This is a genomic window from Micromonospora sp. NPDC048843, from assembly GCF_040649965.1.
Lineage (GTDB): Bacteria > Actinomycetota > Actinomycetes > Mycobacteriales > Micromonosporaceae > Micromonospora > Micromonospora hortensis.
In genome coordinates this window covers 1-24,375 of the sequence record NZ_JBEZGJ010000114.1, presented here as the reverse complement: position 1 = coordinate 24,375, position 24,375 = coordinate 1, and the positions used below count along the sequence as shown (strand labels likewise).

The 24,375-nt window shown below is 71.5% G+C and carries 16 protein-coding genes and 1 pseudogene; 11 read left to right on the top strand and 6 right to left on the bottom strand.

Annotation, left to right across the window (positions count from 1 at the left end; all coding sequences use genetic code 11):
• Positions 1-135: 135 nt before the first annotated feature.
• Entirely contained in the window at positions 136-384 is a 249-nt protein-coding gene (locus AB0C20_RS24090) for a DUF2277 family protein (RefSeq protein ID WP_112676127.1), read from the bottom strand.
• A 163-nt stretch (positions 385-547) separates the two neighbouring features.
• Here AB0C20_RS24090 and AB0C20_RS24085 point away from each other — a divergent pair, with 163 nt between their 5' ends.
• From AB0C20_RS24085 to fxsT, 5 genes are all read left to right on the top strand, one after another.
• Positions 548-736, top strand: a complete 189-nt coding sequence (locus tag AB0C20_RS24085; RefSeq protein ID WP_357182872.1) for a hypothetical protein — start codon at positions 548-550, stop codon at positions 734-736.
• Positions 737-799: 63 nt separating this feature from the next.
• Positions 800-3,076, top strand: a complete 2,277-nt coding sequence (locus tag AB0C20_RS24080; protein ID WP_357568779.1) for an FxsB family cyclophane-forming radical SAM/SPASM peptide maturase — start codon at positions 800-802, stop codon at positions 3,074-3,076.
• Positions 3,060-3,953, top strand: a complete 894-nt coding sequence (locus tag AB0C20_RS24075; RefSeq protein ID WP_357182867.1) for an AAC(3) family N-acetyltransferase — start codon at positions 3,060-3,062, stop codon at positions 3,951-3,953. The genes AB0C20_RS24080 and AB0C20_RS24075 overlap by 17 nt, the downstream gene beginning before the upstream one ends.
• On the top strand, positions 3,950-5,209 hold the full coding sequence (locus AB0C20_RS24070; protein ID WP_357182864.1) for a TIR-like protein FxsC: 1,260 nt from the start codon (positions 3,950-3,952) through the stop codon (positions 5,207-5,209). The genes AB0C20_RS24075 and AB0C20_RS24070 overlap by 4 nt, the downstream gene beginning before the upstream one ends.
• Entirely contained in the window at positions 5,206-9,075 is a 3,870-nt protein-coding gene (gene fxsT / locus AB0C20_RS24065) for an FxSxx-COOH system tetratricopeptide repeat protein (protein WP_357568778.1), read from the top strand. Before AB0C20_RS24070 ends, fxsT begins: the two co-directional genes overlap by 4 nt.
• 61 nt (positions 9,076-9,136) lie before the next feature.
• Here fxsT and AB0C20_RS24060 read toward each other — a convergent pair whose 3' ends face one another.
• The gene (locus tag AB0C20_RS24060; RefSeq protein WP_357568777.1) at positions 9,137-10,045 is read right to left on the bottom strand and encodes an alpha/beta hydrolase; all 909 of its coding nucleotides are present in this window, start codon (positions 10,043-10,045) and stop codon (positions 9,137-9,139) included.
• Between the two features lie 237 nt (positions 10,046-10,282).
• On the opposite strand from AB0C20_RS24060, the gene miaB reads away from it, so the two are divergent.
• A complete protein-coding gene (gene miaB, locus AB0C20_RS24055; RefSeq protein ID WP_357182856.1) occupies positions 10,283-11,776 on the top strand; it encodes a tRNA (N6-isopentenyl adenosine(37)-C2)-methylthiotransferase MiaB in 1,494 nt (497 codons plus the stop codon).
• A gap of 48 nt (positions 11,777-11,824) precedes the next feature.
• Here the strand turns inward: miaB and AB0C20_RS24050 are convergent, their stop codons facing one another.
• The 3 genes from AB0C20_RS24050 to AB0C20_RS24040 all read right to left on the bottom strand — a co-directional run bounded on the left by AB0C20_RS24050 (position 11,825) and on the right by AB0C20_RS24040 (position 17,039).
• Positions 11,825-13,174, bottom strand: coding sequence for a cellulose binding domain-containing protein (locus tag AB0C20_RS24050; RefSeq protein WP_357182853.1), 1,350 nt, complete (start codon positions 13,172-13,174; stop codon positions 11,825-11,827).
• A 259-nt stretch (positions 13,175-13,433) separates the two neighbouring features.
• Positions 13,434-15,014 (bottom strand): cellulase family glycosylhydrolase, encoded by a 1,581-nt coding sequence (locus AB0C20_RS24045; protein ID WP_357568776.1) that lies wholly within the window; start codon positions 15,012-15,014, stop codon positions 13,434-13,436.
• Positions 15,015-15,830: 816 nt separating this feature from the next.
• Positions 15,831-17,039, bottom strand: coding sequence for a DUF349 domain-containing protein (locus tag AB0C20_RS24040; RefSeq protein WP_357182848.1), 1,209 nt, complete (start codon positions 17,037-17,039; stop codon positions 15,831-15,833).
• 150 nt (positions 17,040-17,189) lie between these two features.
• On the opposite strand from AB0C20_RS24040, the gene AB0C20_RS24035 reads away from it, so the two are divergent.
• From AB0C20_RS24035 to dapF, 3 genes are read left to right on the top strand one after another with little or no spacing between them, the layout of a single operon-like run.
• Complete coding sequence (locus AB0C20_RS24035) at positions 17,190-17,957, top strand: hypothetical protein (RefSeq protein WP_357568775.1); 768 nt, start codon at positions 17,190-17,192, stop codon at positions 17,955-17,957.
• Positions 17,954-18,865 (top strand): tRNA (adenosine(37)-N6)-dimethylallyltransferase MiaA, encoded by a 912-nt coding sequence (gene miaA, locus AB0C20_RS24030; protein WP_357182842.1) that lies wholly within the window; start codon positions 17,954-17,956, stop codon positions 18,863-18,865. The genes AB0C20_RS24035 and miaA overlap by 4 nt, the downstream gene beginning before the upstream one ends.
• A gap of 7 nt (positions 18,866-18,872) precedes the next feature.
• Positions 18,873-19,718, top strand: a complete 846-nt coding sequence (gene dapF / locus AB0C20_RS24025) for a diaminopimelate epimerase (RefSeq protein ID WP_357182839.1) — start codon at positions 18,873-18,875, stop codon at positions 19,716-19,718.
• Positions 19,719-19,826: 108 nt separating this feature from the next.
• On the opposite strand, the gene AB0C20_RS24020 is transcribed toward dapF, so the two are convergent.
• Positions 19,827-21,293, bottom strand: a complete 1,467-nt coding sequence (locus AB0C20_RS24020) for an NAD-dependent malic enzyme (protein WP_238681286.1) — start codon at positions 21,291-21,293, stop codon at positions 19,827-19,829.
• 183 nt (positions 21,294-21,476) lie between these two features.
• Here AB0C20_RS24020 and hflX point away from each other — a divergent pair, with 183 nt between their 5' ends.
• Together hflX and AB0C20_RS24010 are read left to right on the top strand one after the other, a co-directional pair.
• Positions 21,477-22,931, top strand: coding sequence for a GTPase HflX (gene hflX / locus AB0C20_RS24015; protein WP_238683384.1), 1,455 nt, complete (start codon positions 21,477-21,479; stop codon positions 22,929-22,931).
• A 50-nt stretch (positions 22,932-22,981) separates the two neighbouring features.
• Positions 22,982-24,250 (top strand): annotated as a pseudogene (locus tag AB0C20_RS24010) (hypothetical protein); the annotation flags it as partial.
• Positions 24,251-24,375 lie beyond the last annotated feature (125 nt).

Here is a 24,375-nt window from a genome sequence, read left to right as displayed (position 1 = left end):
CCTTCGCCTCCGACGGGACCATCCGCGCGATGGGCAAGTGCATGGACCCGGCCTGGGCCGGCACCGCCAACGGCAGCCGCGGCCTGACCCTCTGAAGGGTCAGGCCCGGCCGGGTGCCGTGCCGGTCAGCGGCGATCAGCTGGCGGCGGTGGCCGACCGGTCGGTGGTGCCCGATCCGGCGCCCCGCACCACCAGTTGGTCGAGCAGGGTGCGCGTCGCCTCGGCCACGGCGGCCACCGCGGCGTCGAAAGCGGCGGCGTTGTGCGCGGCGGGAGCTCGGAAGCCAGAGATCTTCCGGACGTACTGCAACGCTGCCGCCTCGACGTCCGCGTCGGTCACCTGCGGGGTGAACGGCTCACGCAGCGTCTTGATGCTCCGGCACATGTCAGCTCCTCCTCCGTCCACCGCCGTGCGCCACTCGCCGTGTCGGCGATGGTACCGACGGTGACACTGGGTCGATATTTGTCTATCCTTGTCACGGACCAGAGCCGTTCGAGCCACAGCCGCCGCTCGCGCTCCCAGCGCCCCGGGCCCCCGGAGACTCATTGTGGACCATGCCCCCACCCGCCCATCCCGCCCCGACCTAGACGGTCTCACCCGTAGCCTGCACATTCCGCTGGAACGGATCGCCGTCGAGCACGCCGATCTGATCGAGGCGGTGCGCACCCGCGTCGTCGCGAACGACTCCGTGCCGTCCGGCATCGTGGCCGTCGCCGCCTTCAACTCGTCCATCTGAGTGATGGTCTGCCGGTGCGGTCCGCCCGGAGCGGGCGGATCCTGCCGGCGGATCAGCCAGTTCGTGTTGAAGGTGCACAGCCGGTGCGACCTCAGCTGCGACCACTGCTACGTCTACCAGCACGCCGACCAGACCTGGCGTGGCCGTCCGACGCGGATGCCGCCGGCCACCGTCCAGGCCGCCGCACGGCGCATCGCCGAGCACGCCCGCGAGCACGAGTTGCCCGTCGCGCACGTGGTGCTGCACGGGGGTGAGCCGCTGCTGCTGGGGGCCGCCGGGTTACGCGACGTGTTGGCCGAGCTGTGCGAGACGATCACCCCCTGGACACGACTCGACCTGCGCATGCAGACCAACGGCGTGCTGCTCGACGAGGAACTGTGCCGGCTGTTCGTCGAGTACGACGTGCGGGTCGGTGTCTCCTTCGACGGCGACCGTGCCGCAAACGACCGCCACCGGGTCTTCGCCCACGGCGGCAGCAGCCACGACCTCGTCCGGCGGGCGCTGGCCCTGCTCCGACGGCCGGAACACCGCGCCAGCTACGCCGGCATCCTCTGCACGATCGACGTCCGCAACGATCCCGACCGGGTGTACGAGGCGCTGCTGGCCGAGAGCCCGCCCCGGGTCGACCTGTTGCTGCCCCACGCCACCTGGGACAACCCCCCGCAGCGGCCCGGCCCCGAGCCCACCCCGTACGCGGACTGGCTGGGGCGGCTGCACCGGCGGTGGGTGGATGACGGGCGCCCGATGTCGATCCGGATGTTCGAGGCGCTGCGCCCGGGTGGTGGCGGCACCGAGGCGTTCGGTCTCGCGCCGGCCGACGTGCTGGTCATCGAGGCGGACGGCAGCTGGGAGCAGGTCGACTCGTTGAAGACCGCGTACCACGGCGCGGCCGGCACCGATTTCGACGTGTTCGACCACTCGGTGGACGAGGTCACGCGGCACCCCGGGGTCGCCGTCCGGCAGGACGGCGTCGAGGGGCTCTGCGCGACCTGCCGGGCCTGCCCGGTGGTCGACCGGTGCGGCGGCGGCCTGTACGCCCACCGCTGGCGCACCGGCTCCGGCTTCGACAACCCTTCGGTGTACTGCGCCGACCTGCTCCGCCTGATCGACACAGTGGACGCCTACCCACCGAAAACTCCATCCGCGCCGGGCGAAGGGGCGACCACCTCGTCCGTCGACGAGTTGCTGGACGACCTGGCGACCGGGCACGGCTCGGCGTCGACGCTCGCGCTGCTCGCCGACACCCAGCTCTCCATCACCCGGGCGCTGCTGGCGGCCTGCCGGGACGGGTCCGGCACCACTGCCGCGTGGGAGCTGCTCGTCCACCTCGACCGGGCGGCTCCGGAGGCGGTCCGGGCGATCCTGGCCCACCCCTTCGTCCGGCCCGCGCTGGTGCATCGCCTCGACTCGTCATCGCCGCCCGGCCTCGGCGCGGCAGTCGACCCACTGCCCGCCCTCGCCATCGCCGCGGCGCTGCGGGTCGGCGTCCCGGCCGCGTTGCACGTCCCGGTGCGGGCCGACACGATCACGTTGCCCACGTTCGGCAGCCTGGTGCTGCCCGGCCTGGGGGAGAGCGCCGAGGTGACCGTCCGGCCCGGCGAGTTCCAGGTCCGGGGCGGGTCGGTCGCGCAGACGGTGCTCCTCGATCCGCTGGCGTCGCCGTCGATCGGCTGGTTTCCGACCCGCGACGTGTCGGTGCCCGGTGGCCGGTTACTCCTTGAGGACGGTGACCCGTACCGCGACTGCTACGGCCAGCCGGTCGAGTCCCGCCTGGAGGTCCCGGCGGCGCGGGCGTTGGGCCGTACGCTGGCGGAGGCCTGGCGGGTGGTGCACCGGGACGTGCCGGCGCACGCGGCGGCGCTCGACGGCGGCCTGCGTGCCGTCGTTCCGTTGGCGCCCGACCCGGCGCGACCTCTGCGCAGCGCGACCGCCCGGCACGCGTTCGGGGCTGTCGCCGTCACCCCCCATGCCGACCCGGAGACGATGGCGGTGCTGCTCGTGCACGAGTGGCAGCACGCGAAGCTGGGTGCGGTGCTCGACCTGTACGACCTTGTCGAACCCGGGCAGGGCCTTCGGATCCGGGTGCCGTGGCGACCCGACCCGCGACCACCGGAGGGCGTCCTCCAAGGGGTGTACGCCCATCTCGCCGTCACCCAGGTCTGGCAGTCCCGGGCGGCCACCGACCATCCGGACGCGTCTGCGCACGCGGCCCACTTCCTGGGGTGGACCCGGGACGGCGTCGACGCGCTGCTGGCCAGCCGGTCGCTCACCGCGGCCGGTGAGCGGTTCGTCGGCCAGCTCGGGCACGCCCTGGAGGAGACCCGTGTCGAGGCCAGATGAGCACCCACCGCCCACATTCGGCCGTTCGCACCTCGCCGACGACCTGCGGGCGTTGGGCGTACGCCCGGGGGCGCGCCTACTGGTGCACTGTGGCCTGCGCCGGGTGGGCCCGCTCGAGAACGGCCCCGCGACCCTCGCCGGCGCGCTGCGCGACGTCCTCGGCCCGGCCGGCACGCTGCTGGTGCCCACCCACACCGACGGCAACTCGACCACCTCCCGGGCCCACCTGGCGGCCACCGCCGGCATGGACCGGGCGCAGCGCGAGCGGTACGAGGCGGCGTTGCCGGGCTGGGACCGCCGGAGCACCCCCGCGCAGCGGATGGGGGCGCTCGCCGAGTACGTCCGTTGTGCCCCCGGTGCCGTGCGCAGCGATCATCCACAGACCTCGTTCGCCGCGCTCGGCCCGCAGGCCCGGCAGCTCACCGACGCCCATGACCTCACCTGCCACCTGGGAGAACGCTCACCGGTCGGCGAGCTCTACGCGACGGACGGGCAGATCCTGCTGCTCGGCCTCGGCTACGAGGCGTGCACCGCCCTGCACCTGGCCGAGTACCGGCTGCCGGTGCCGCTACCCGAGCGCGACTACCGCTGCTTCCGGCTCGTCGACGGGCGGCGAGTCCGCCTCGACTTTCGGGCCCTCGACCTGGACGACCGGGACTTCCCGACGGTCGGTGCCGCGCTCGAGGAGACGCCGTTGGTGCGGCACGGTCGGGTGGGGCGGGCAAGCGCGCGCCTGCTGCCAGTGCGTGCCGCAGTGGACTTCGCGATCGGCTGGTTCGGCGCGCACCGTCGCGACTTGGAACGGCATGCCTTCGCACGACGTCGCATCGAACCACGAATCGCGGGTAGCTCCGCGCACGAGACGGAGCCGGGATGAGCCCGTCGGCGGACCCGAGTCGGTCGGCGCGGGGGACGTACTTTTTCCTCAGCTACGCCCATTCGGCGCCGCCGCCGGGCGCCCGGGCCGACGTCTGGGTCGGCCAGTTCTTCGCCGACCTGACCGACGAGGTCCGGCGTCAGGCGCGACCGGTCGACGGGATGCGGATCGGCTTCTTCGATCAGCACATCCCGTTGGGCGCCGACTGGAAGGCCGCCCTCGCCGAGGCGCTCGGTGACGCTGAGGTCTTCGTCCCGCTCTATTCGCCCGGCTACTTCAGTCGCCCCTGGGCGCTGGGGGAGCAGGAGTCCTTCCGGGCCCGGCTGACCGCCGCCGGGTCGTCCCGGGTCACCGCCGGCCATTTCACCCCGGTGCTGTGGATCCCGTTCCCCCCGTGGGAGGCCCACCCGGAGCTGGACGGTGCTCTGGACCTGGGCCGGGACGTCCCGGAGTACGCGGCGGACGGCCTGCGCGCGTTCTGCATGCTGGCCTCCTACCGGGCCCAGTACGAGCTGATGCTGAGCCGCCTGGCGAGCCGGATCGTGCACACCGCCGAGCGACAACCGATCGGCCCGTCCCGGGCGCCCGGCCTGGACGAGGTGGTCGGTCCGGCGCCGACCGACCCCGACTTCGTCGTCGCCGTCCTGGCCCCGACCCGGGACCGGCTGCCGACCGATCGCGACCCCGCCGGCTACGCCGCCAGCGGCCGGCTCTGGCGGCCGTACGGGGGTCGCCAGCAACTGACCGCCGCCGAGTACGCGGCCAGCACCGCCGAGCGGCTCGGGCTCTCGGCCCGTACCGAGGACCTCGCGCAGGCCTCCGCGCTGCTCGATCGGCGGCCGGCCGTGCTGCTTGTCGACCCGTGGATCGCGGCGGCGCCGGACGCGGCCGGCGTCCTCGCCCGGATGCTGCACGGCCTGCGGGAGTGGGTCGTTCCGCTGGTGGTCACCGACGACGACAGCCAGGACGCCACCCGCTGGGCCACCGAGGTGACGCAGCTGCTGTACGACGCCGGCCTGCCCCAGGTGAAGCGGGCGTGCAACATGCCGGAGTTCGTCGACCTGATGCCCGCGCTGGTCACCGAGGCGCGCCGGCAGTTCCTCAAGTACGGCCCGGTCGTCCCCTTCGAACCACCGCCAGAGCCGGTGCCGAGCCTGCGTGACGGCCCGCCCGCCGCCGGCTCGACCGTTTCCACCGACCCCGCGTCCCCGCCTGATGATCCGGCCCCACCGCGTCCCCACGGAGAAAACCGATGAACAACGATCGCGAAGGCCAGGTCGTGACCTTCTACTCGTTCAAGGGTGGAACGGGCCGAACGATGGCGCTGGCCAACGTGGCCTGGATCCTGGCTGCCAGCGGCAAGCGGGTGCTCGTCGCCGACTGGGACCTCGAATCGCCCGGTCTGCACCGCTTCTTCCACCCGTTCCTCGACGCCGAGGCGATCCAGGGCACCAGCGGTGTGATCGACATGATTCGCGACTACGAGTGGGAGACCACCCGGGTCGACGACCGGCCGGACCGCTGGATGGAGCAGTACGCCCGGGTCGGGCGGCACGCGTTCTCGCTGCACTGGAACTTCCCCGACGGCGGCGGCCTCGACTTCCTCTCCGCCGGGCGGCAGAACAGCGACTACGCCGTCTCGGTGAGCGGGCTGGACTGGGAGAACTTCTACAACCGGCTGGGTGGCGCGCAGTTCTTCGAGGCGCTACGGGCGGACATGAAGCGCCAGTACGACTTCACCCTGATCGACAGCCGGACGGGGTTGAGCGACGTCGCCGACATCTGCACCCTGCACCTACCGGACACCCTGGTCGACTGTTTCACTCTCAGCGACCAGGGCATCGACGGCGCGGCCCGGGTGGCGCACTCGGTACGGGACCGGTACCGGCGGCGCGACATCCGGGTCCTGCCGGTGCCGATGCGGGTCGACCAGGCCGAGAAGGAGCGGGCCAAGGCGGGTCGCCTGCTGGCCATGCGCCGGTTCGCCGGGTTGCCGGCCGGCATGACCGAGGCGGAACGGCGGCGTTACTGGGCCGTGGTGGAGGTCCCGTACCGACCGTTCTACGCGTACGAGGAGACCCTCGCGACGTTCGGCGACCCGTCGGGCTCACCGACGTCGCTGCTGGCCGCGTACGAGACGTTGACCGGGATCCTCACCAACGGCGGGGTGACCGCGCTGCCGGTGATGGACGAGTCGGTGCGGGAGCGGGGCAAGGCCCGGTTCCGCCGACGCACCGAGGCGATCGACGACCAGATCGTGCTCCGGTACGCGCCGGAGGACGCCATCTGGGCCGAGTGGCTGGAGCGGTTGCTCAGCTCGGCCGGGCTGCGGGTGGTGGAGCCCACGGCCGCCGTCGGGTCCGCCGGTACGCCGGCCCCGCGCACCCTGACAGTGGTCTCGCCGGCCTACGTGGCGGCCCCGTCCGGTGGTATGCCCGACCGGGACACGAGCACCGGCTCCACGGCCCTGGCCGTGTACGTCGACGACCTGCGCCCACTGGCCGAGTTCCCGTCCCAGAGCTCCACCAACCTGGTCAACGTGAGCGCCGCGACCGCCGCGGAACGGGTGCTGCGGCTGGTCGGCCGGCCGGTGCCGTCGTCGGCGGACGGCCCAGCGGATGGGAGTGCCCGTTATCCCGGCACCGAGCCGTTGATCTTCAATGCTCCCAACCGGAACGCCCGGTTCACCGGCCGGGAGGACGACCTGGCGCGGCTGCGCGCGCAGTTGCAGAGCGGGGGCAGCGCCGTGGTGCTGCCGGTCGCCCTGCAGGGCATGGGCGGCGTCGGCAAGACGCAGGTGGCCCTGGAATACGTGCACCGGTTCAGGGCCGGGTACGACGTGGTCTGGTGGATCGTGGCGGACCCGCCGCAGTTCGTCGACACGGCCCTCGCCGACCTCGCCGGTCGCCTCGGCATCCTCGTCGGGCCGACCCTGCCCGACACGGTCCGGTCGGTGCTCCAGGTACTCGGCCGTGGTGAGCCGTACGAGCGGTGGCTCGTCGTCTTGGACAACGCCGAAGAACTCGACCAGATCGAGCCCTTCCTGCCGCAGGGCCCCGGGCACGTTCTGCTGACCTCCCGCAACCGCGCCTGGGGTGACCGGGCGAACCCGATCCAGGTGGACGTCTTCGACCGCACCGAGAGTGTGGCGCACCTCGCCCAGCGGGTGCCCACGATCAGCGCCGAGGAGGCCGACCGGGTGGCCGAGGCGCTCGGCGACCTTCCGATCGCTGTGGCCGCGGCGGGGGCCTGGCTCGCCGACACCGGCACGTCGGTCGCCGACTACCTGCGGCAGATCGAGCGGCACGGCCCCAGCGCCCTCTCCGTGGAGGCGACCTGGGACCTGTCACTGAACCGGCTGCTGGAGCAGGCGCCCGCCGCCTACCGGCTGTTGCAGCTCTGCTCGGTGCTGGCCCCGGAGATCGCCCTCGAACTCATCTACAGTGACGAGATGGCGGCGGCCCTCGTGCCGTTCGACCCGTCGGTTACCGAGCGGCTGGTGCGCGGTGCCCTGGTCCAGCAGATCAACCGCCTGGCACTGCTCAAACTCGACGTCCAGGGCGGTCGCGTCCAGGTGCACCGGCTGATGCAGGCGGTGGTCCGCGACCGGATGACCGACGACGAGATCAACGCCGCCCGACACCAGGTGCACCTCGTGCTGGCCGCATCCCGGCCCCGTGGCGACGTGGACGACCCGACCACCTGGGCCCGGCTGCGCATGCTCTGGCCGCACCTGGAGGTCTCCGAGGCGCTGACCTGCCCGGACGAGCCGGTGTGTCAGCTACTGATCGACCGGGTCCGTTATCTGTGGCAGCGCGGCGGTCTGGATCAGGCCGACGTGTTCAGCCAGGAGGTGGACGACACCTGGAGCGCCCGGCTCGGGGACCCTCACGACGAGGTCGAGGCGTCGGCGCTGGGCCGCCAACTGCTGCACCTGCGGTTCAACCGGGCGAACATCCTGCGCTGCCGGGGCCGGTTCGACGAGGCGCGGGAACTGGACGAGGCGGTGCTGGCCGAACAACGCCGACTGCTGGGCCCGCTGCACCCGCACAGTCTGATGACCGCCGGCAGCCTCGGCGCTGACCTGCGGGCGCTCGGCCGCTACGCCGAGGCCCTGGAACGGGACCGGTCCACCTACGCCTCCTGGCTCCAGGTGTTCGGCGAGGACCACCCCCGGACGTTGAGCGCGGCCAACAACCTCGCCGTCTCGTACCGGCTGGTCGGCGACTACCGGTCGGCCCGTCGCTGGGACGACGACGTGCACCAGCGGCGGCGGCTGGTGCTCGGCCCCACACATCCCTACACCCTCGTCTCCGCCGTGCGGCTCGGCAGCGACCTGCGCGAAGCTGGCGAGTACGAAAAGTCGACGGCCCTGCTGCGCACCGTGTACGAGACGTACTGCGAGGTGCTCGGGCCGGATGACGGCCAGAGTCTCGCCGCTCAGGTCAACCTGGCGGTGTCCCTGCGCAGTTCCGGTCGGGGCAGCGAGGCCGCACCGATGTTCGAGACGGCCTACCGCGAACTCGACGATCGTTTCGGTCCGGACAACCCGGAAACGGTGGCGTGTCGTTCCAGCCGTGCGGCGAACCTGTTGGCCGTCGGCGACGCGGCTCGGGCGCTCACCGAGATGAACGCCGTGCGGGTGGCGTTCGAGGAGCAGCTCCGGCTCGGCCCGGAGCACCCGCACACCCTGGCGACGCTGAGCAACATCTCGGCCGCGGAGCGCGCGCTCGGGCGAAGGTCGGACGCCCTCGCGTCGGCGGCCTGGGCGGTCGGCGAGTTGCGCAAGGTGCTCGGGCCGGACCACCCGCACACCCTCGCGGCGGAGGTCAACCAGGCGGTGTGCCTCGCCGAGGAGGGTGACTGGGAGTCGGCGCGGGACCGGCTGCGGGAGACCGCCGGCCGGCTGGCCGCGGTGATCGGTGCGGACCACCCCGACACGCTGCGCTGCCTCGGCGATCTCGCCCTGGTGGCGAGACAGGCCGGCGACGGCCCCGCCACCGAGGACGTCGGGGTCGTGGCGGACCGGCTGGCAGAGGTGATCGGTCTGGAACATCCCACAGTGCAGACCCTGCGCGAACGGCGGTTCGTGGTCCGGGTGATCGACCCACACACCATCTGAGCGGGGCGTTCGGCGGGTGACCGGCCGTCCGCCGACCCGCCGGTCCGGCCGGGTCGGGCGTTCAGAGCTGCGGGCTGGTCGCGAGGTCCGGCGTGGCCAGCCAGGTCAGGGTCTGCGGCAGGATCTCCATCGCCCCGAAGTGCGCGGCGCCGGGCTGCACCTGCACCTCGGCGCGCGGAATCCGCGAGGCGAGCCAGTGCGAGTGCTCCACCGGGGAGAAGCGGTCCTGCTCGCCGTGCCAGAGCCGGACCTCCGCGCGGATGGCGCCCAGGTCGAACCCCCAGCCGCGCCGGATCGCCAGCACGTCGTCGATCCAACCCTCGGGACCGTGTCGCAGCGCCTCGGAGTACATGTCGGTCAGCAGTCGGCGGATCGCGACGTCGTCGACGACCCGGATGTCCTCGTCGGGCAACTGGGGGCGGAGAAAGTCCAGCAGCGTCATCGGGTCCCGGCGGGCCTCGTCCGCGCGAACCTTCAGGTTGAGCGTGAGCTCGGCGAGGTCCTCGTCGGCCTGCCCGTAGTCCTCCCCGTTCGATTCCGCCATGCCCGCGTACCAGTCCAGGTCGGGCGCGCCGGCCGGGGCGAGCCCCACCAGCACGGCGGCCCGGGTGACCCGGTCCGGCAGCAGCGCGGCGCAGGCCAGGGCGTGCGGCCCGCCACCGGCTCGGCCCACCACCGCAAACCTGTCGATGCCGAGGTCGTCGGCGATCGCCGCCACGTCGGCGGCGGCGTCGGCCACCCGCCGACCCTCGTGCCGGTCGGAGTCGCCGTACCCGGGTCGGTCGTAGCAGACGAGATGCACGCCGAGGCGGTAGACGACGATGCCCCGGGGGCGAGGGCCGCTGCGGCTGCCGGGGGTGCCGTGCAGCAGGAAGACCGGGGGACCGTCCGCTGCGCCGGAGGTCTCCACGGCGAGGCGCCGCCCGTCCGGCGTCGTGACGAGGCGTTGTGTCGCATCTCCTCGCGTCACGTGTGGCCTCCCGCGGGTCGTTCTGCGCTGCCCGGCTGAGCGGAGCCGCGCAGTGGCGGCCCTGAGTACGAAGACCCCGAATCGCCCAGAACACGTTCTGTGCCGCAGCGTACTGCCCGCCGTAGACCCTCACCATGGGTCGCCGGGTCAACGCCGCAGGACGGGACAATGCCGGTCGGAGGTCCCCCCGGGCCGGGCCGCTACCCTGGTAGCCCGAGGGGAAGGGGCACCAACAGGGTGGCTAGGACCTACAACGTCGTCACGTACGGCTGCCAGATGAACGTGCACGACTCCGAACGCATCTCCGGCCTGCTCGAGCAGGCGGGATACGAGCGCGCACCCGCTGGCGACGACACCCCGGACATCGTGGTCTTCAACACCTGCGCGGTGCGGGAAAATGCTGACAACCGGCTCTACGGCAACCTCGGTCGTCTGCGCCCGGTGAAGGACAAGCACCCCGGGATGCAGATCGCTGTCGGCGGCTGCCTCGCCCAGAAGGATCGGGGCGACATCGTCCGCAAGGCCCCCTGGGTGGACGTGGTCTTCGGCACCCACAACATCGGCGCGTTGCCGGTGCTGTTGGAGCGGGCCCGGCACAACGCCGCCGCCGAGGTGGAGATCCTGGAGTCGCTCGACGTCTTCCCGTCCACGCTGCCCACCCGCCGCGAGTCCACGTACGCCGGCTGGGTGTCGATCTCGGTGGGGTGCAACAACACCTGCACGTTCTGCATCGTGCCGGCGCTGCGCGGCAAGGAGAAGGACCGGCGCCCCGGCGACATCCTCTCCGAGGTGCGCGCCCTGGTCGACGAGGGCGTGTTGGAGGTGACCCTGCTCGGGCAGAACGTCAACTCGTACGGTGTGGAGTTCGGCGACCGGTTCGCGTTCGGCAAGCTGCTGCGTGCCTGCGGCGACATCGACGGGTTGGAGCGCGTGCGCTTCACCAGCCCGCACCCGAAGGACTTCACCGACGACGTGATCGCCGCGATGGCCGAGACGCCGAACGTCTGCCACTCGCTGCACATGCCGTTGCAGTCCGGCTCCGACGACGTGCTCCGGGCTATGCGCCGGTCCTACCGTTCCGAGCGTTACCTGGGGATCATCGAGAAGGTCCGCGCGGCGATGCCGGACGCGGCGATCACCACCGACATCATCGTCGGCTTCCCCGGTGAGACCGAGGCCGACTTCCAGCGCACCCTGGACGTGGTCCGGGAGGCCCGGTTCTCCTCGGCCTTCACCTTCCAGTACTCGAAGCGGCCCGGCACCCCCGCCGCGACAATGGACGATCAACTGCCCAAGCAGGTCGTGCAGGAGCGCTACGAGCGGTTGATCGAATGCGTCGAGGAGATCACCTGGGCGGAGAACAAGCGCCTCGTCGGTGAGACCGTCGAGGTGCTCGTCGCTGTCGGCGAGGGCCGCAAGGACGAGCGGACCGGCCGGATGTCCGGTCGGGCCCGCGACGGTCGACTGGTGCACTTCGCGACCGAGACCGCCGACGGGGAGTCCCTCGCTGGTCAGATCCGGCCGGGGGACATCGTGCACACCACTGTCACGTACGCCGCGCCGCACCACCTGAACGCCGACGGACCGCCGGTGGCGCACCGTCGCACCCGGGCCGGTGACGCGGCCGAGGCGGGTCGCTCCCCGCGTACCCCTGGGGTGTTGCTCGGGCTGCCGACGATCGGCGCACCGCCGGTCGTGGCTGCCCCCGCCGCTGGCTGCGCCACTCACTGACCGCACGGAAGGGCCCCTGGACGAGGGGCCCTTCCGCGGAAGGTCGAGTCAGACGGTGATCCGGCCGGCGCCGGCGCCCGCCGTCACGATGGACTTGACGTTGCTGGCGGTGTCCAGTTGGTAGGAGTACGGGATGCTGGCCACGCTGCCGCCGGCCTGGCCGGTGGGCGAGTTGACGAAGTGGTTGTTGCGGGCGACCAGGCTGCCGGGCCCCGAGTCCCCCTCACCGCGGTGGTACGGGTCGTCGACGTTCTCGAAGTAGTTGCCCTCGACGAGCACGCCGGCGTTCTCGGTGGACGCCACGCCGTAGCCGCCGTTGGCCCGGTAGTAGTTGTTGTACACGTGCACCGGGTTGCCGAAGCGCACCCGAGGGTTGCGCTGGTTGCTGCCGTCGAACCAGTTGTGGTGGTAACTCACCCGCAGGTGACCGACGTCCTGGCTGGCGTTGTCGTCGCTGTGGCCGAGCAACATTGTCTTGTCGTGGCTGAAGACCCGGTTCCACGAGACGGTGACGAAGTCCGAGCCGCGCTTGATGTCGACAGCGCCGTCGTACCCGTTGCTGAAGCTGTTGTGGTCGATCCAGATGTTGGTGGCCGACTCCTGCACGTTGATCGCGTCGTCGTTCCAGCTGCGGAAGGTCAGGTTACGGATGATCACGTTGCGGTCACCGCTGACGTTGAACCCGCAACCGGCGATGGTCGCGCCGTAGTTGCCGAGGATGGTCTTGTTGGACCGGACCCGCAGCATGCCCGAGCACGTGATCGTTCCGGACACCCGGATCACTGCGGCGCCTGTCGCGTTCAGCGCGCTGGTCAACGCCGAGGCGGTGGTGACGGTGGTGGTGGCGGCGTTGCCGCCACCGGTGGTGCCGCCGTTCTGGGTGGCCCAGCCGACGAGTGTCGACGGCGGCTGGGTGCTGGGCGGGGGAGTGCTCGACGGTGGCGGGTCGGTCGGCGGCGGGGTGGTCGGTGTGGTGCTGCCGGTGCAGGCGACGTTGTTCAGGGTGAAGCCGCTCGGAGCCGGGTTGCTGGAGCTGTTCCAACTCGCGTTGAAGCCGAACGTGGCGCTGGCGTTTGTCGCCAGGCTGCCGTTGTAGTCGACGTTTGTCGCGGAGACCTGGCTGCCGCTCTGCGAGGCGGTGGCGCCCCACGCCTGGCTGACCTGCTGACCGGCCCCGTACGACCAGCGCAGCGTCCACCCGGAGACCGGGTCGCCGAGGTTGGTGACTGTGACGTTGCCGGTGAATCCGCCCGGCCACTGGCTGGCGACCGAGTAGGCCACCTGGCAGCCGGCAGCAGCCTGGGCGGACACGGAGGTCAACAGCCCGGCGGTGACCAGGGTGGCGGTGGCTGCGGCAGTGGTGGCGATCAGCGTCATTCGACGCCGTCCTGTGCGCATGCTGCTTCCTTTCGAGAAGGCGGACGGAGGTGTCGCGACGCCCATGCCCGTGGGCGGCGAGTCTCGGCCGGGACCAGTGGTCCTCGGGCCCGCCAGTGCAGGTTCGTGAAGGAAAGCGGCTCCCGCGCTCGCGCCCACCAACGAAGAGGCAAGCGCTTTCCCGATAAGAACATAGAAGAACCTGAATGTAAATGGCCGGGACGGCCGATGCGCTACGCACCGGCCGTCCCGGCAGCGGCGCACCGGCCGTCCCGGTGGATCAGCAGGCGGTGCCGCTGAGTTTCACGGTGCCCGGCGCGCTGGCCGTGCCGTTGGCGGTGAAGCCCACCGTCACCGACCCGCCCGCCGGCAGGGACGGAGCGTGGCTCGGAGCCGCCGCGGTGACAGTCGTACCGGACTGCGTGACTGTGGCGTTCCAGCCACTGCCCAACGTCACCCCGGACGGCCAACTCCAGGCGACCGACCACGGGTTCACAGCGCCCGAGCCGGTGTTCTTCACTGTCAACTCGCCCTGGAAGCCGCCCTGCCAGGCGTTTACCTGCCGGTAGGTGGCCGTGCAGGCGCCGGTCGGCGGGTCCGTCGGCGGGTCCGTCGGCCCGCCGGTGCCGCCACCGGACGGCGCGATCAGGTACGGCTGGAGGATCGCCTGCTTGGCGGTGTTGACGTTCGTCCAGTCGTCGAGCGCGATCCCGCCGGTGTCACCCGAGTTGGGGTTCCACGACCAGTAGGTGAAGGACATCCCGGTCACCCCGGTCCCGGTGTACGCCATCAGCTTCTCCAGCCACACCTTGTCCTTCGGGTCGACCAGGGTGCTGCCGAACTCGCCCATCATGATCGGGGCGATGTTCTGCTTGTAGAGGTAACCGAAGTACTTGTCCCAGATGGCCGGCATGTTCGCCGGGTAGTCCGGGGCGTCGAACCAGGTCTGCCGGTACACCGAGGTGGCGTACTCGTGCGGCGAGTAGACCAACCGGTTCGGCACGCTCAGCCGGACCGGGAACTGACCCGCCTTCGACAGGTTGCCGCCCCACCAACCGCAGTCCTCGTCGTTGCTGGTGTCGCCGTCCCAGACGTTGGAGAGGCCACCGCTCGGGCAGCTCACCCCCTCCACGAAGATCAACCAGTTGGGCTGGACACCGAGGATGGCGTTCCCGGCCCGCTCGGCGGCGAGCCGCCAGTCCCGGGTGGTGTCGCCACAGCCCCAGCACGCGCCGGTGGCTGCCGGGTTGGTGCCCTCCGCGTGCGGCTCGTTGTGCAGGTCGGCGCCGATCACCGTCGGGTTGCCCGCGTACCGTTGGGCGAGCATCTTCCAGTCGTTGATCCAGGTCGCCTCGGAAACCGTCGACGTGTACCAGAGCGGCGACTGCCCGGCCGCCGTCGGCCGGTGCCGGTCCAAGATGATCCGCATGCCCTTGCTGCCGGCGTAGTCGATCACCTTGTCCAGGATCTGCAACGGCGACAGCCCGATCAGGTCCGGGTTGACGAAGTCGTTGATCCCACTGGCCGTCGCACCCGGCTTCAGCGCGTCGTTCGAGTACGGCACCCGCAACGTGTTGTAACCCAGCCGGGCCATCGTGTCGAGCTGTCCCCGCCACGGGTTGTTCGACCACAGCCCGTGAAAGGTCTTGTTGTCGGTCTCCATGCCGAACCAGTTGATGCCGGTCAACCGGACCGTCGCACCGGTGCTGTCCACGATCTGGTTGCCACTGGTGTGCAGATAACCCGTACCGGTACCCGCGGCGACGGCCGGGCTGGTGCTGACGGCGGCGGCGAGGAACACGCCAGCCGCGACGGTGACGAGCGCGGTGAGCGCACCGCTGAGAGCTTTAGGACGGAACAATTCGAGCTCCACTTCGGAGGTCCGGCGCCGTCCAGGAACGACGCCGGCGGGCGGCCGTCCGCATGGCACGGCCCCAAAGGAGTACGCGGACAGCACGCGACGGCCCATGTCACGCGGACGTGGTCACTCGCGGAAGCTCACCGGCGACCCTCGACGGCGGATGTTCCGCCTTCGTCGCCCTCGCGCCGGTGGCCCTACCTGGCTCCGTCGCTCATTCTGATCAGCCCACGTCAATGCGTCAACCTGGCCGCCCGCACCGCCCCGCCCCGCCGCCCGCGCTCGCGCCGGGCTTGCGGTCTCCGCTCGGTCTCGCGCCGCGCCCGCGATCCCCGCCCACACTCGCGCCCGCCCCGCGCCCACGCCCGTTCGCACCGTGCCCGTTTCTCCGCTCGCGCTGCCCGCCTTGCATCGCGTGCCCCCCTGCATGATCGCGCTAGAACATGGATGGAGTGGTCTCCCGGCCGGTACGTGGCCACTACATCCTGGATCGAGCATGACCTCGGCGGCCGTGGATGCCGCAACCCGCTCCGGGTCTCTCAGGACGCTGCTGGTCGTCAAGATCCGCGCAACATCAGGGATGTTGTTGTCTCCCGCCTGTCCGAGGCAGCAACATCCGGGAAGTTGCGCCGATCTTGAACTGGGCGCGGGCGCGGGGCTCGGGGCCGTGGGGGCGCGGACCCGGGGGATCGGGGGGTCGGGGCTACAGCGCTCGGGGGTTCGGGGCGGGTGCGGGCGCTCGGGGATGCGGACGTCTGAGGGCGGACACGCGGAAGCCCCCGGTCCCGCTGGGGACCGGGGGCTCCGGACGTCGTCAGCTCAGCCGGCCTGCTCGGCGAGTTGGAGGAACTGCCGCTTGGAGGCGAGGGCCTGCTCAGCCTCCTTGATCCGGCGTGCGTCCCCGGCGCTCTGCGCCCGGGCCAGCCGGTCCTCGGCCTCCGCGACCTGCGCCCGCATCTGGGCGAGCAGCGGGTTGTCCTCCTTGGTGGTGCGGCGCCACGCCGAGTCCATCACGTCACGGACCTTGTCGTCGATGACGCGCAGTCGACGCTCCAGCCCGGCGGCCGCCTCGCGGGGCACCCGGCCGGCCTCGTGCCACTGGGCCTGGATCTCCCGCAGCTTGGCCTGGGCGCCCTTCGGGTCGGCGTCGATGTCCAACGCCTCGGCCTCGACGAGCAGGGCCTGCTTGCGCTCCAGGTTGCCGCGCTGCTCGTTGTCCCGTGCGGAGAAGACCTCGCTGCGCCGGCTGAAGAAGGCGTCCTGCGCACCCCGGAACCGTTCCCAGAGCTTCTGCTCGGCCTCCTTGGAGGCGCGCGGAGCGGCCTTCCACTGGGTCATCAGGTCCTTGAGCTGGTTGGCGGTGGCGGCCCAATCGGTGGATTCCGAGAGCTTCTCCGCTTCGGCTACCAACTCTTCCTTGGCGGTCTGGGCCTGCTTGCGCTGCGAGTCCAGGGAGGCGAAGTGGGCGCCGCGGCGGCGGGTGAAGCCGTCCCGGGCTGCGGCGAACCGCTTCCACAGCTCACCGTCGGCCTTCTTGTCGACCCCGCGGATGGTCTTCCACTCGTCGAGGATCTCCTTGAGCCGGTCCCCGGCGGTCTTCCACCCGGTGGATTCGGCGGCCAGCTTCTCGGCCTCCTCGACGAGCGCGGTCTTGCGGGCCAGGGCCTCGCCGCGAGCGGCGTCCCGGGCGGCGCGCGCTTCGCCGGCCTTCTCCTCGGCGAGGGTCGCCAGCTTGTCCAGGCGGGTGGCCAGCGCGTCGATGTCGCCGACCACGTTGGCCTCGGGGAGCGTGGCACGGATCCGCCGGATCGTGCTCAACGAGTGCCCGGCGTCCGCCGCACCCGACTTGAGTCGCGCCTCGGTCAGGTCCACCTCGGTCACCAGGTCGGCGAAGCGACGGGCGAAGTGTGCCAGGCCCTCCTCCGGTGCTCCCGCCTGCCAGGATCCGACCACCCGCTCTCCCTCGGTGGTCTTGACGTACACGGTGCCGTCCGCGTCCACCCGTCCGAAGGCAGTCCAGTCGCTCATGTACCCATCCTCGTTCTCCCGGCGTCGAGGGATCGATCCCCCGTCGCCGCCACGGCGCAGCCAAGTTGCTTCCGGCATTGTCACAGGTCCGACCCGGTCCGCGTCGAGCGCCTATCGCCGACCGTGACCATACGGTGTCCTAGGGGCCGAATGACCGGATCGGCGCGGAGACGCACCGGGGATTCCCGCTACGGTGGACGGGTGCCACTGGTCGCCGCTGCCGTCTGCCCGCATCCGCCCCTGCTCGTGCCCGAGGTGGCCGGCTCCGCGGCCCCGGAGTTGGACGATCTGCGGGCGGCCTGCGACACCGCCGTACGCCGGCTCCTTGCCGCCGATCCGGACATTGTGGTGCTGGTGGGCACCGGCCCGGTGACCGGCCCGATCCCCACCCCGGCGACCGGTTCTCTCCAGCCCTGGGGTGTCGATCTGTACGTGCCGTTGGTGCCGGGCCAACCGGACCGGGGTGCGGTGCTGCCGTTGAGCCTGACCGTCGGCGCGTGGTTGCTGGCCCGTCACGACATCCGACCGCCGGTGACGGCCGTGCAGGTGGCCGCCGACGCGGGCCCGGCCGAGCTGGCCGCGCTCGCGGACGAGGTCGGCGCCGCCGGTGACCGGGTGGCGTCGTTGGTGCTCGGGGACGGGTCGGCCTGCCGGGGAGAGAAGGCACCCGGGTACGACGACGCGCGCGCCCTCCCGTACGACAAGAGGGTTGCCACGGCGCTGGCCGACGCGGACCTGGACGCCCTGCTCGGCCTCGACCCGGTGGTGTCGACGGAGCTGAAGGCCGCCGGTCGCGCCCCCTGGCAGGTGCTCGCCGGCGCGGCCCGCGCGGCCGGTGGTGGGTGGCGCGGCGAGTTGCTGCACGACTCCGCCCCCTACGGGGTGGCCTACTTCGTGGCGTCCTGGGAGCGGGTGTGACGGGCCTGGTCGTCGCTGTGGTCGGCCCGACCGCGGCCGGCAAGTCCGCGCTGAGCATCGCGTTGGCGCATGCCCTGAACGGCGAGGTGGTCAACGCCGACTCGATGCAGCTCTACCGGGGCATGGACATCGGCACCGCCAAGCTGACCCTCGCCGAGCGGGACGGGGTGCCGCATCACCTGTTGGACATCTGGGAGGTCACCGAGCCGGCGAGCGTCGCGGAGTACCAGCGACTGGCCCGCGCGGCGGTGGACGACATCCTGTCCCGGGGGCGGGTGCCGTTGCTGGTCGGTGGCTCCGGGCTGTACGTGCGCGCGGTGCTGGAGCGCTTCGAGTTCCCCGGCACCGACGCGGCGCTACGGGAGCGGCTGGAACGGGAGTTGGCCGAGGTCGGCCCGGCCCCGCTGTACGCGCGGCTGCGCGCCGCCGACCCGGTCGCCGCCGAGAGCATCCTGCCGGGCAACGGTCGGCGGATCGTGCGGGCCCTGGAGGTGATCGAGCTGACCGGCGCGCCGTTCGCCGCCTCGCTGCCGCAGCCCACGCCGTACTACCCGTCGGTCCAGCTCGGCGTCGACCTCGACACCGGCCTGCTGGACGAGCGGATCGCGTTGCGGGTCGACCGGATGTGGGCCGACGGTCTGGTGCCGGAGACCCGTGAGCTGGTCGGGCGCGGGCTGCGCGAGGGGCGGACGGCGAGTCGGGCGCTCGGCTACCAGCAGGTGCTGCGCCTGCTCGCCGGTGAGCTGACCGAGGCGCAGGCGCACGACGAGACGGTCCGGGCGACCCGGCGCTTCGTCCGCCGGCAGCGGTCCTGGTTCCGCCGTGACCCACGGATCCACTGGCTGGACTCGACGACCCCGGACCTGATCGGGGCCGCCCTGCGTCTGGTGCCGGCGGCTGCGCGATGATGGGGGAGTGGAGTTCACAAAGGGCCACGGCACCGGCAACGACTTCGTCCTCCTTCCCGACCCGGACGGTCAGCTCGACCTGACCCCGGAGCTGGTCGCGGCCCTCTGCGACAGGCGTCGGGGCATCGGCGCGGACGGCGTGCTGCGGGTGGTCCGCGCGGCGAAGCATCCGGACGGCGCGGGTATGGCCGGCGAGGCCGAGTGGTTCATGGACTACTGGAACGCCGACGGCTCGTTCGCCGAGATGTGCGGCAACGGCGCCCGGGTCTTCGTGCGCTACCTGCTCGACACCGGGTTGGCTACGCCGGCCGGAGCGGCGCTGCCGGTGGCCACCCGGGCCGGCGTCGTGCGCGCGCTGGTCGAGGGCGACGTCGTGTCCGTCGAGATGCGCCGACCCCGGGTGTACGACAGTTCCGCCGCCACCCTCGGCGGGCTGACCCTGACCGGTGCGGTGGTGGACGTCGGCAACCCGCACCTGGTCTGCGTGCTGCCGGCCGGCGTGGAGCTGTCGGCGCTGGACCTGACCGTCGCGCCCGGGTTCGATCCGGCGGTCTTCCCGAGCGGGGTGAACGTCGAGTTCATCGTGGCGGGTGACCCGGTCGACGGCACCGACGAGCACAGCGTGATGCGGGTGTACGAGCGCGGCAGCGCCGAGACCCTGTCCTGCGGCACCGGTGCCTGCGCGGTGGGCGCGGTGGCGCTGCGCGACGCCGGGCGAAACACCGGCGTGGTAGCCGTGGACGTGCCCGGAGGCCGCCTGACGGTGACGGTCACTGCCGACTCCTGCTGGCTCTCCGGCCCCGCCGTCCTGGTAGCCACCGGCGAGCTGAACCCAAAAACACTCCGCCCCTAACGCGCCCCACCATTTCCCGTGTTGATCAAGAGGTTCGCGTCAAGTTTCGCGTACTTCCTGACGCAAACCTCTTGATCAACGGCGCGCGGTTGGTGGGTCGTTGGCGCGCTACGGGGTGGCGCTGGCGCTTGCGGCGATCTCGGGGAGGTCGGCGGGGCCGGGGTCGGCGGCCGGGAGCGGGCTCGGGTTGTGCGCGGCGGCGCGCACGGCGGCGGCGACCGCCGGGGCGACCCGGGAGTCGAAGACGCTCGGCACGATCACCGTCGGGTTGATCTTGTCCTCGCCGACCACGTCGGCGATGGCCCGGGCGGCCGCGAGGGCCATCTCCTCGGTGAACTCCTCGGCGTGCGCGTCGAGCATGCCGCGGAACACCCCGGGGAACGCGAGGACGTTGTTGATCTGGTTCGGCTGGTCCGAGCGGCCGGTGGCGACCACTGCGGCGTGCTTGCGCGCCTCCCGCGGGTCGACCTCCGGGTCGGGGTTGGCCAGGGCGAAGACGATCGAGTCCTTCGCCATCTGCGCGATGTCGTCGCCGGTGAGCAGGTTCGGCGCGCTGACCCCGATGAACACGTCGGCGCCGCGGATCGCGCCGGGCAGGTCGCCGGAGTAGTTCTCCTTGTTGGTGTTCTCCGCCAGCCACTGCCACGCCGAGTTGAGCCCGGTCAGCCCGCGGTGCAGGGCGCCCTCCCGGTCGTACGCGATGATGTCGCCGACGCCCTGGCGCAGCAGCAACTTCATGATCGCGGTGCCGGCCGCCCCGGCTCCGGAGACGACCACCCGGACGTCCTCGAGCCGCTTGCCCACCACCCGCAGCGCGTTGGTCAGCGCGGCCAGCACGCAGATCGCGGTGCCGTGCTGGTCGTCGTGGAAGACCGGAATGTCCAGCGCCTCGCGCAGCCGGGCCTCGATCTCGAAGCAGCGCGGCGCGGCGATGTCCTCCAGGTTGATGCCGCCGTAGGCCGGCGCGATCGCCTTGACGATCTGCACGATCTCATCGGTGTCCTGGGTGTCCAGCACCACCGGCCAGGCGTCCACCCCGCCGAAGCGCTTGAACAGCGCGGCCTTGCCCTCCATCACCGGCAGCGACGCGGCCGGGCCGAGGTTGCCCAGGCCGAGCACCGCCGAGCCGTCGCTGACCACGGCGACGGTGTTGCGCTTGATGGTCAGTCGCCGGGCGTCGGCCGGGTTCTCGGCGATCGCCATGCAGACCCGGGCCACCCCAGGGGTGTACGCGCGGGACAGCTCGTCGCGGTTGCGCAGCGCGACCTTCGAGGTCACCTCGATCTTGCCGCCCAGGTGCAGCAGGAACGTCCGGTCCGACACCTTGCGCACGTCCACGCCGTCCAGCGCGGTCAGCGCGTCGACCACCTGGTCGGCGTGACCGGCGTCGGCGGTGTCGCAGGTCAGGTCGACGATCACGTGGGTCGGGTCCGAGTCCACCACGTCCAGCGCCGTGACGATCGCCCCGGCCTCGCCGACGGAGGTGGTGAGTCGGCCGATCGAGGAGGCGTCCGCGGTCACGGCGATCCGGATGGTGATCGAAAATCCGGCGCTGGGCATTCGGGTGATGGCCACGGGATCCCTCCGTAACGGCTGTGCGGCCGATCGGCCGCCGCCCGCATTTCTACCGGGTTGTCGCGGCCGACCAGCATTCGCCCCCACTTTTGGCGACCTTCACCATGGGCATATAGCAGGTGCGTTCGGCGTTGTGTCATGTCAGGATTACGTTCTACTTATCAAAACGGACAGGAGAACCGCTTGCGAGACCAGGAGAGCTTTGTCCCCGTCGAGGACGAGCTCGACGACGTCACCACCGGCGAGATGGAGCTGTCGGAGCGGCAGTCCCTCCGACGCGTCCCGGGCCTGTCAACCGAGCTCACCGACGTCACCGAGGTGGAATACCGCCAGCTGCGGCTGGAGCGGGTCGTCCTGGTGGGCGTCTGGACCGAAGGCACCGTCACCGACGCGGAAAACTCGCTGACCGAGCTCGCCGCGCTGGCCGAAACCGCCGGTTCGCAGGTGCTCGAAGGGCTCATTCAACGTCGTACCCGACCCGACCCGGCCACGTACATCGGCCGCGGCAAGGTCGACGATCTCGGCGCGGTGGTGCTTTCCACCGGCGCCGACACGGTCATCTGTGACGGTGAGCTGTCCCCGTCGCAGTTGCGCAACCTGGAGCAGCGCACCAAGGTCAAGGTCGTCGACCGCACCGCGCTGATCCTCGACATCTTCGCCCAGCACGCCAAGAGCAAGGAAGGTAAGGCGCAGGTCGAGCTGGCCCAGCTCCAATACCTGCTGCCCCGACTGCGCGGTTGGGGTGAGACGCTCTCCCGGCAGACCGGTGGTTCCGGCCGCGGTGGTGGCGCCGGTGGCGGTGTGGGTGTTCGTGGTCCCGGTGAGACCAAGCTGGAGACCGACCGGCGGCGGATCCGTCACCGCATCTCCCGGCTGCGCCGTGAGATCAAGAGCATGAAGACGGTCCGCGTGACCAAGCGTGCCCGGCGTTCCCGCAACTCCGTTCCCGCAGTCGCCATCGCCGGCTACACCAACGCCGGCAAGTCCAGCCTGCTCAACCGGCTGACCGGCGCGGGCGTGCTGGTGGAGAACGCGCTGTTCGCCACGCTGGACCCGACGACCCGCAAGGCCACCACCTCGGACGGGCGGCTCTACACCCTCTCCGACACCGTCGGCTTCGTCCGACACCTCCCGCACCAGATCGTCGAGGCGTTCCGTTCGACGCTGGAGGAGGTCGCGGAGGCGGATCTGGTGGTGCACGTCGTGGACGGCACCCACCCGGATCCGGAGGAGCAGGTCCGGGCGGTCCACGCGGTGCTTGCCGAGGTCAGCGCGGACCGGCTTCCCGAGCTGTTGGTGGTCAACAAGACCGACGCGGCCGACGAGGACACTCTGCTGCGGCTCAAGCGGCTCTGGCCGGACGCGATCTTCGTGTCCGCGCACTCGGGGCGCGGCATGGACGAGCTGCGCGCGGCGATCGAGGAGCGGCTACCGAGTCCGGCCGTGGAGGTCCGGGCCGTGCTGCCGTACGACCGGGGTGACCTGGTCGCTCGGGCGCACCGCACTGGTGAGGTGCTCAGCACGTCGCACCTGCCGGAGGGCACTCTGCTGCACGTCCGCGTCGGCGCGGAGCTTGCGGCGGAGCTGACGGCCTTCGACGTGGAGCGGCAGGGGCAGGCGGCCGGCAGCCGGTCCTGAGCGGCCACGGCGTCATCCACCGGAAACGCGCGGCATGCGACACTGGCCGAATGCGCCGCGTTGTTTCCTCGGTCACGGTTGCCCTCGGCCTGCTCGGGGCAACCGTGGCGCTCGCCGGAGTCGCCGCAGCGGCTCCCGCCCCTGGGGCGTCCGGGCCGCCCGCAGCGAACCCTGGCCAGAAGCGATGCACGATCGCCGACGAGCGCCTACGGGAGCTGTCCGGGCTGGTGGCCACCAAGAGTGGCTACATCGTCATCAACGACGGCACCGACGTCGCGGCGCGCAAGCGGGTGTTCTTCCTCGACAGCAAGTGCAAGATCTCGAAGGAGCCGGTCCGCTACTCGGGGCAGGGTCCGTTCGACACCGAGGATCTCGCCCTGTCCAAGGACGGCCGCACCCTCTGGATCGCCGACACCGGTGACAACCCCGACTCGAAGGAGCGCCGCAGCCGCGTCGCACTCTGGTCGATGCCGGTCACCGGCGCCAAGCAGCCGACGCTGCACCGGCTCTCCTACCCGGAGGCCAAACCGCACGACGCTGAGGCGTTGCTCATCGGCGACGACGGAAAACCGCTGATCATCACCAAGGTGACCAGTGGCAAGGCCGAGATCTACACGCCGTCGGCGGCTCTCAAGAGCGGCGACACCGACCCGGTGCCGATGCGTAAGGCCGGCGAGCTCACGCTGCCGAAGACCCAGACGGAGAACACCCTCAACACGTTCGGCCGGATTGCCATCACCGGCGCATCGAGGGCACCGGACGGCTCCCGGGTGGTTCTGCGCACGTACGCGGACGCCTTCGAGTTCGACGTGACCGGTGGCGACATCGTGGGCGCGCTCACCACCGGCAAGCCGCGGGTGACGCCGCTGGCCGACCCGTTCGGCGAGGCCATCAGCTACACCTCGGACGGAAAGTCGTTCCTCACCGTCTCCGACGCGGGCCGGTTCACCGACGACGAGCCGGTCGACATCCTCGGCTACACCCCGTCCACGTCGACCGCCGCGCCGCTGAGTGCCGAGGACGGCGGCAAGCCGGCCGCCTCGAAGTCCTGGACCGACGGGCTGAGCCTCGACGACATCACGTACCTGGTCGGGGCGGTCGGGCTGATCGGCCTTCTGTTGGTCGCCGCCGGAATCTTCGGCATCGTTCGCGCCCGCCGTCGGCCGCCGACCGCTGACGAGTCCGACCCGTCGGAGCCGGACGGTGAACCGTTCGGCCCGCGCGCCGGCCGCGCCGTTGACGGGTTCCCGGCCGACGACGACCGCAGGGGTGGTGTCTATGGGGGCGGCGCGCCGGCCGGCGGCGCGGTCTACGGCCGTGGTGCGGGTCGTGGTGGCCCGGCCCCGGCGGTGTAACGGGCGCGAACCTTTCCCGGTAGGTGGCCTGTCTTGATGGTCGTCGGCCCGCCAGGGCCAGGGGAGGCGTCGGATGAAGCTGGTGTGGA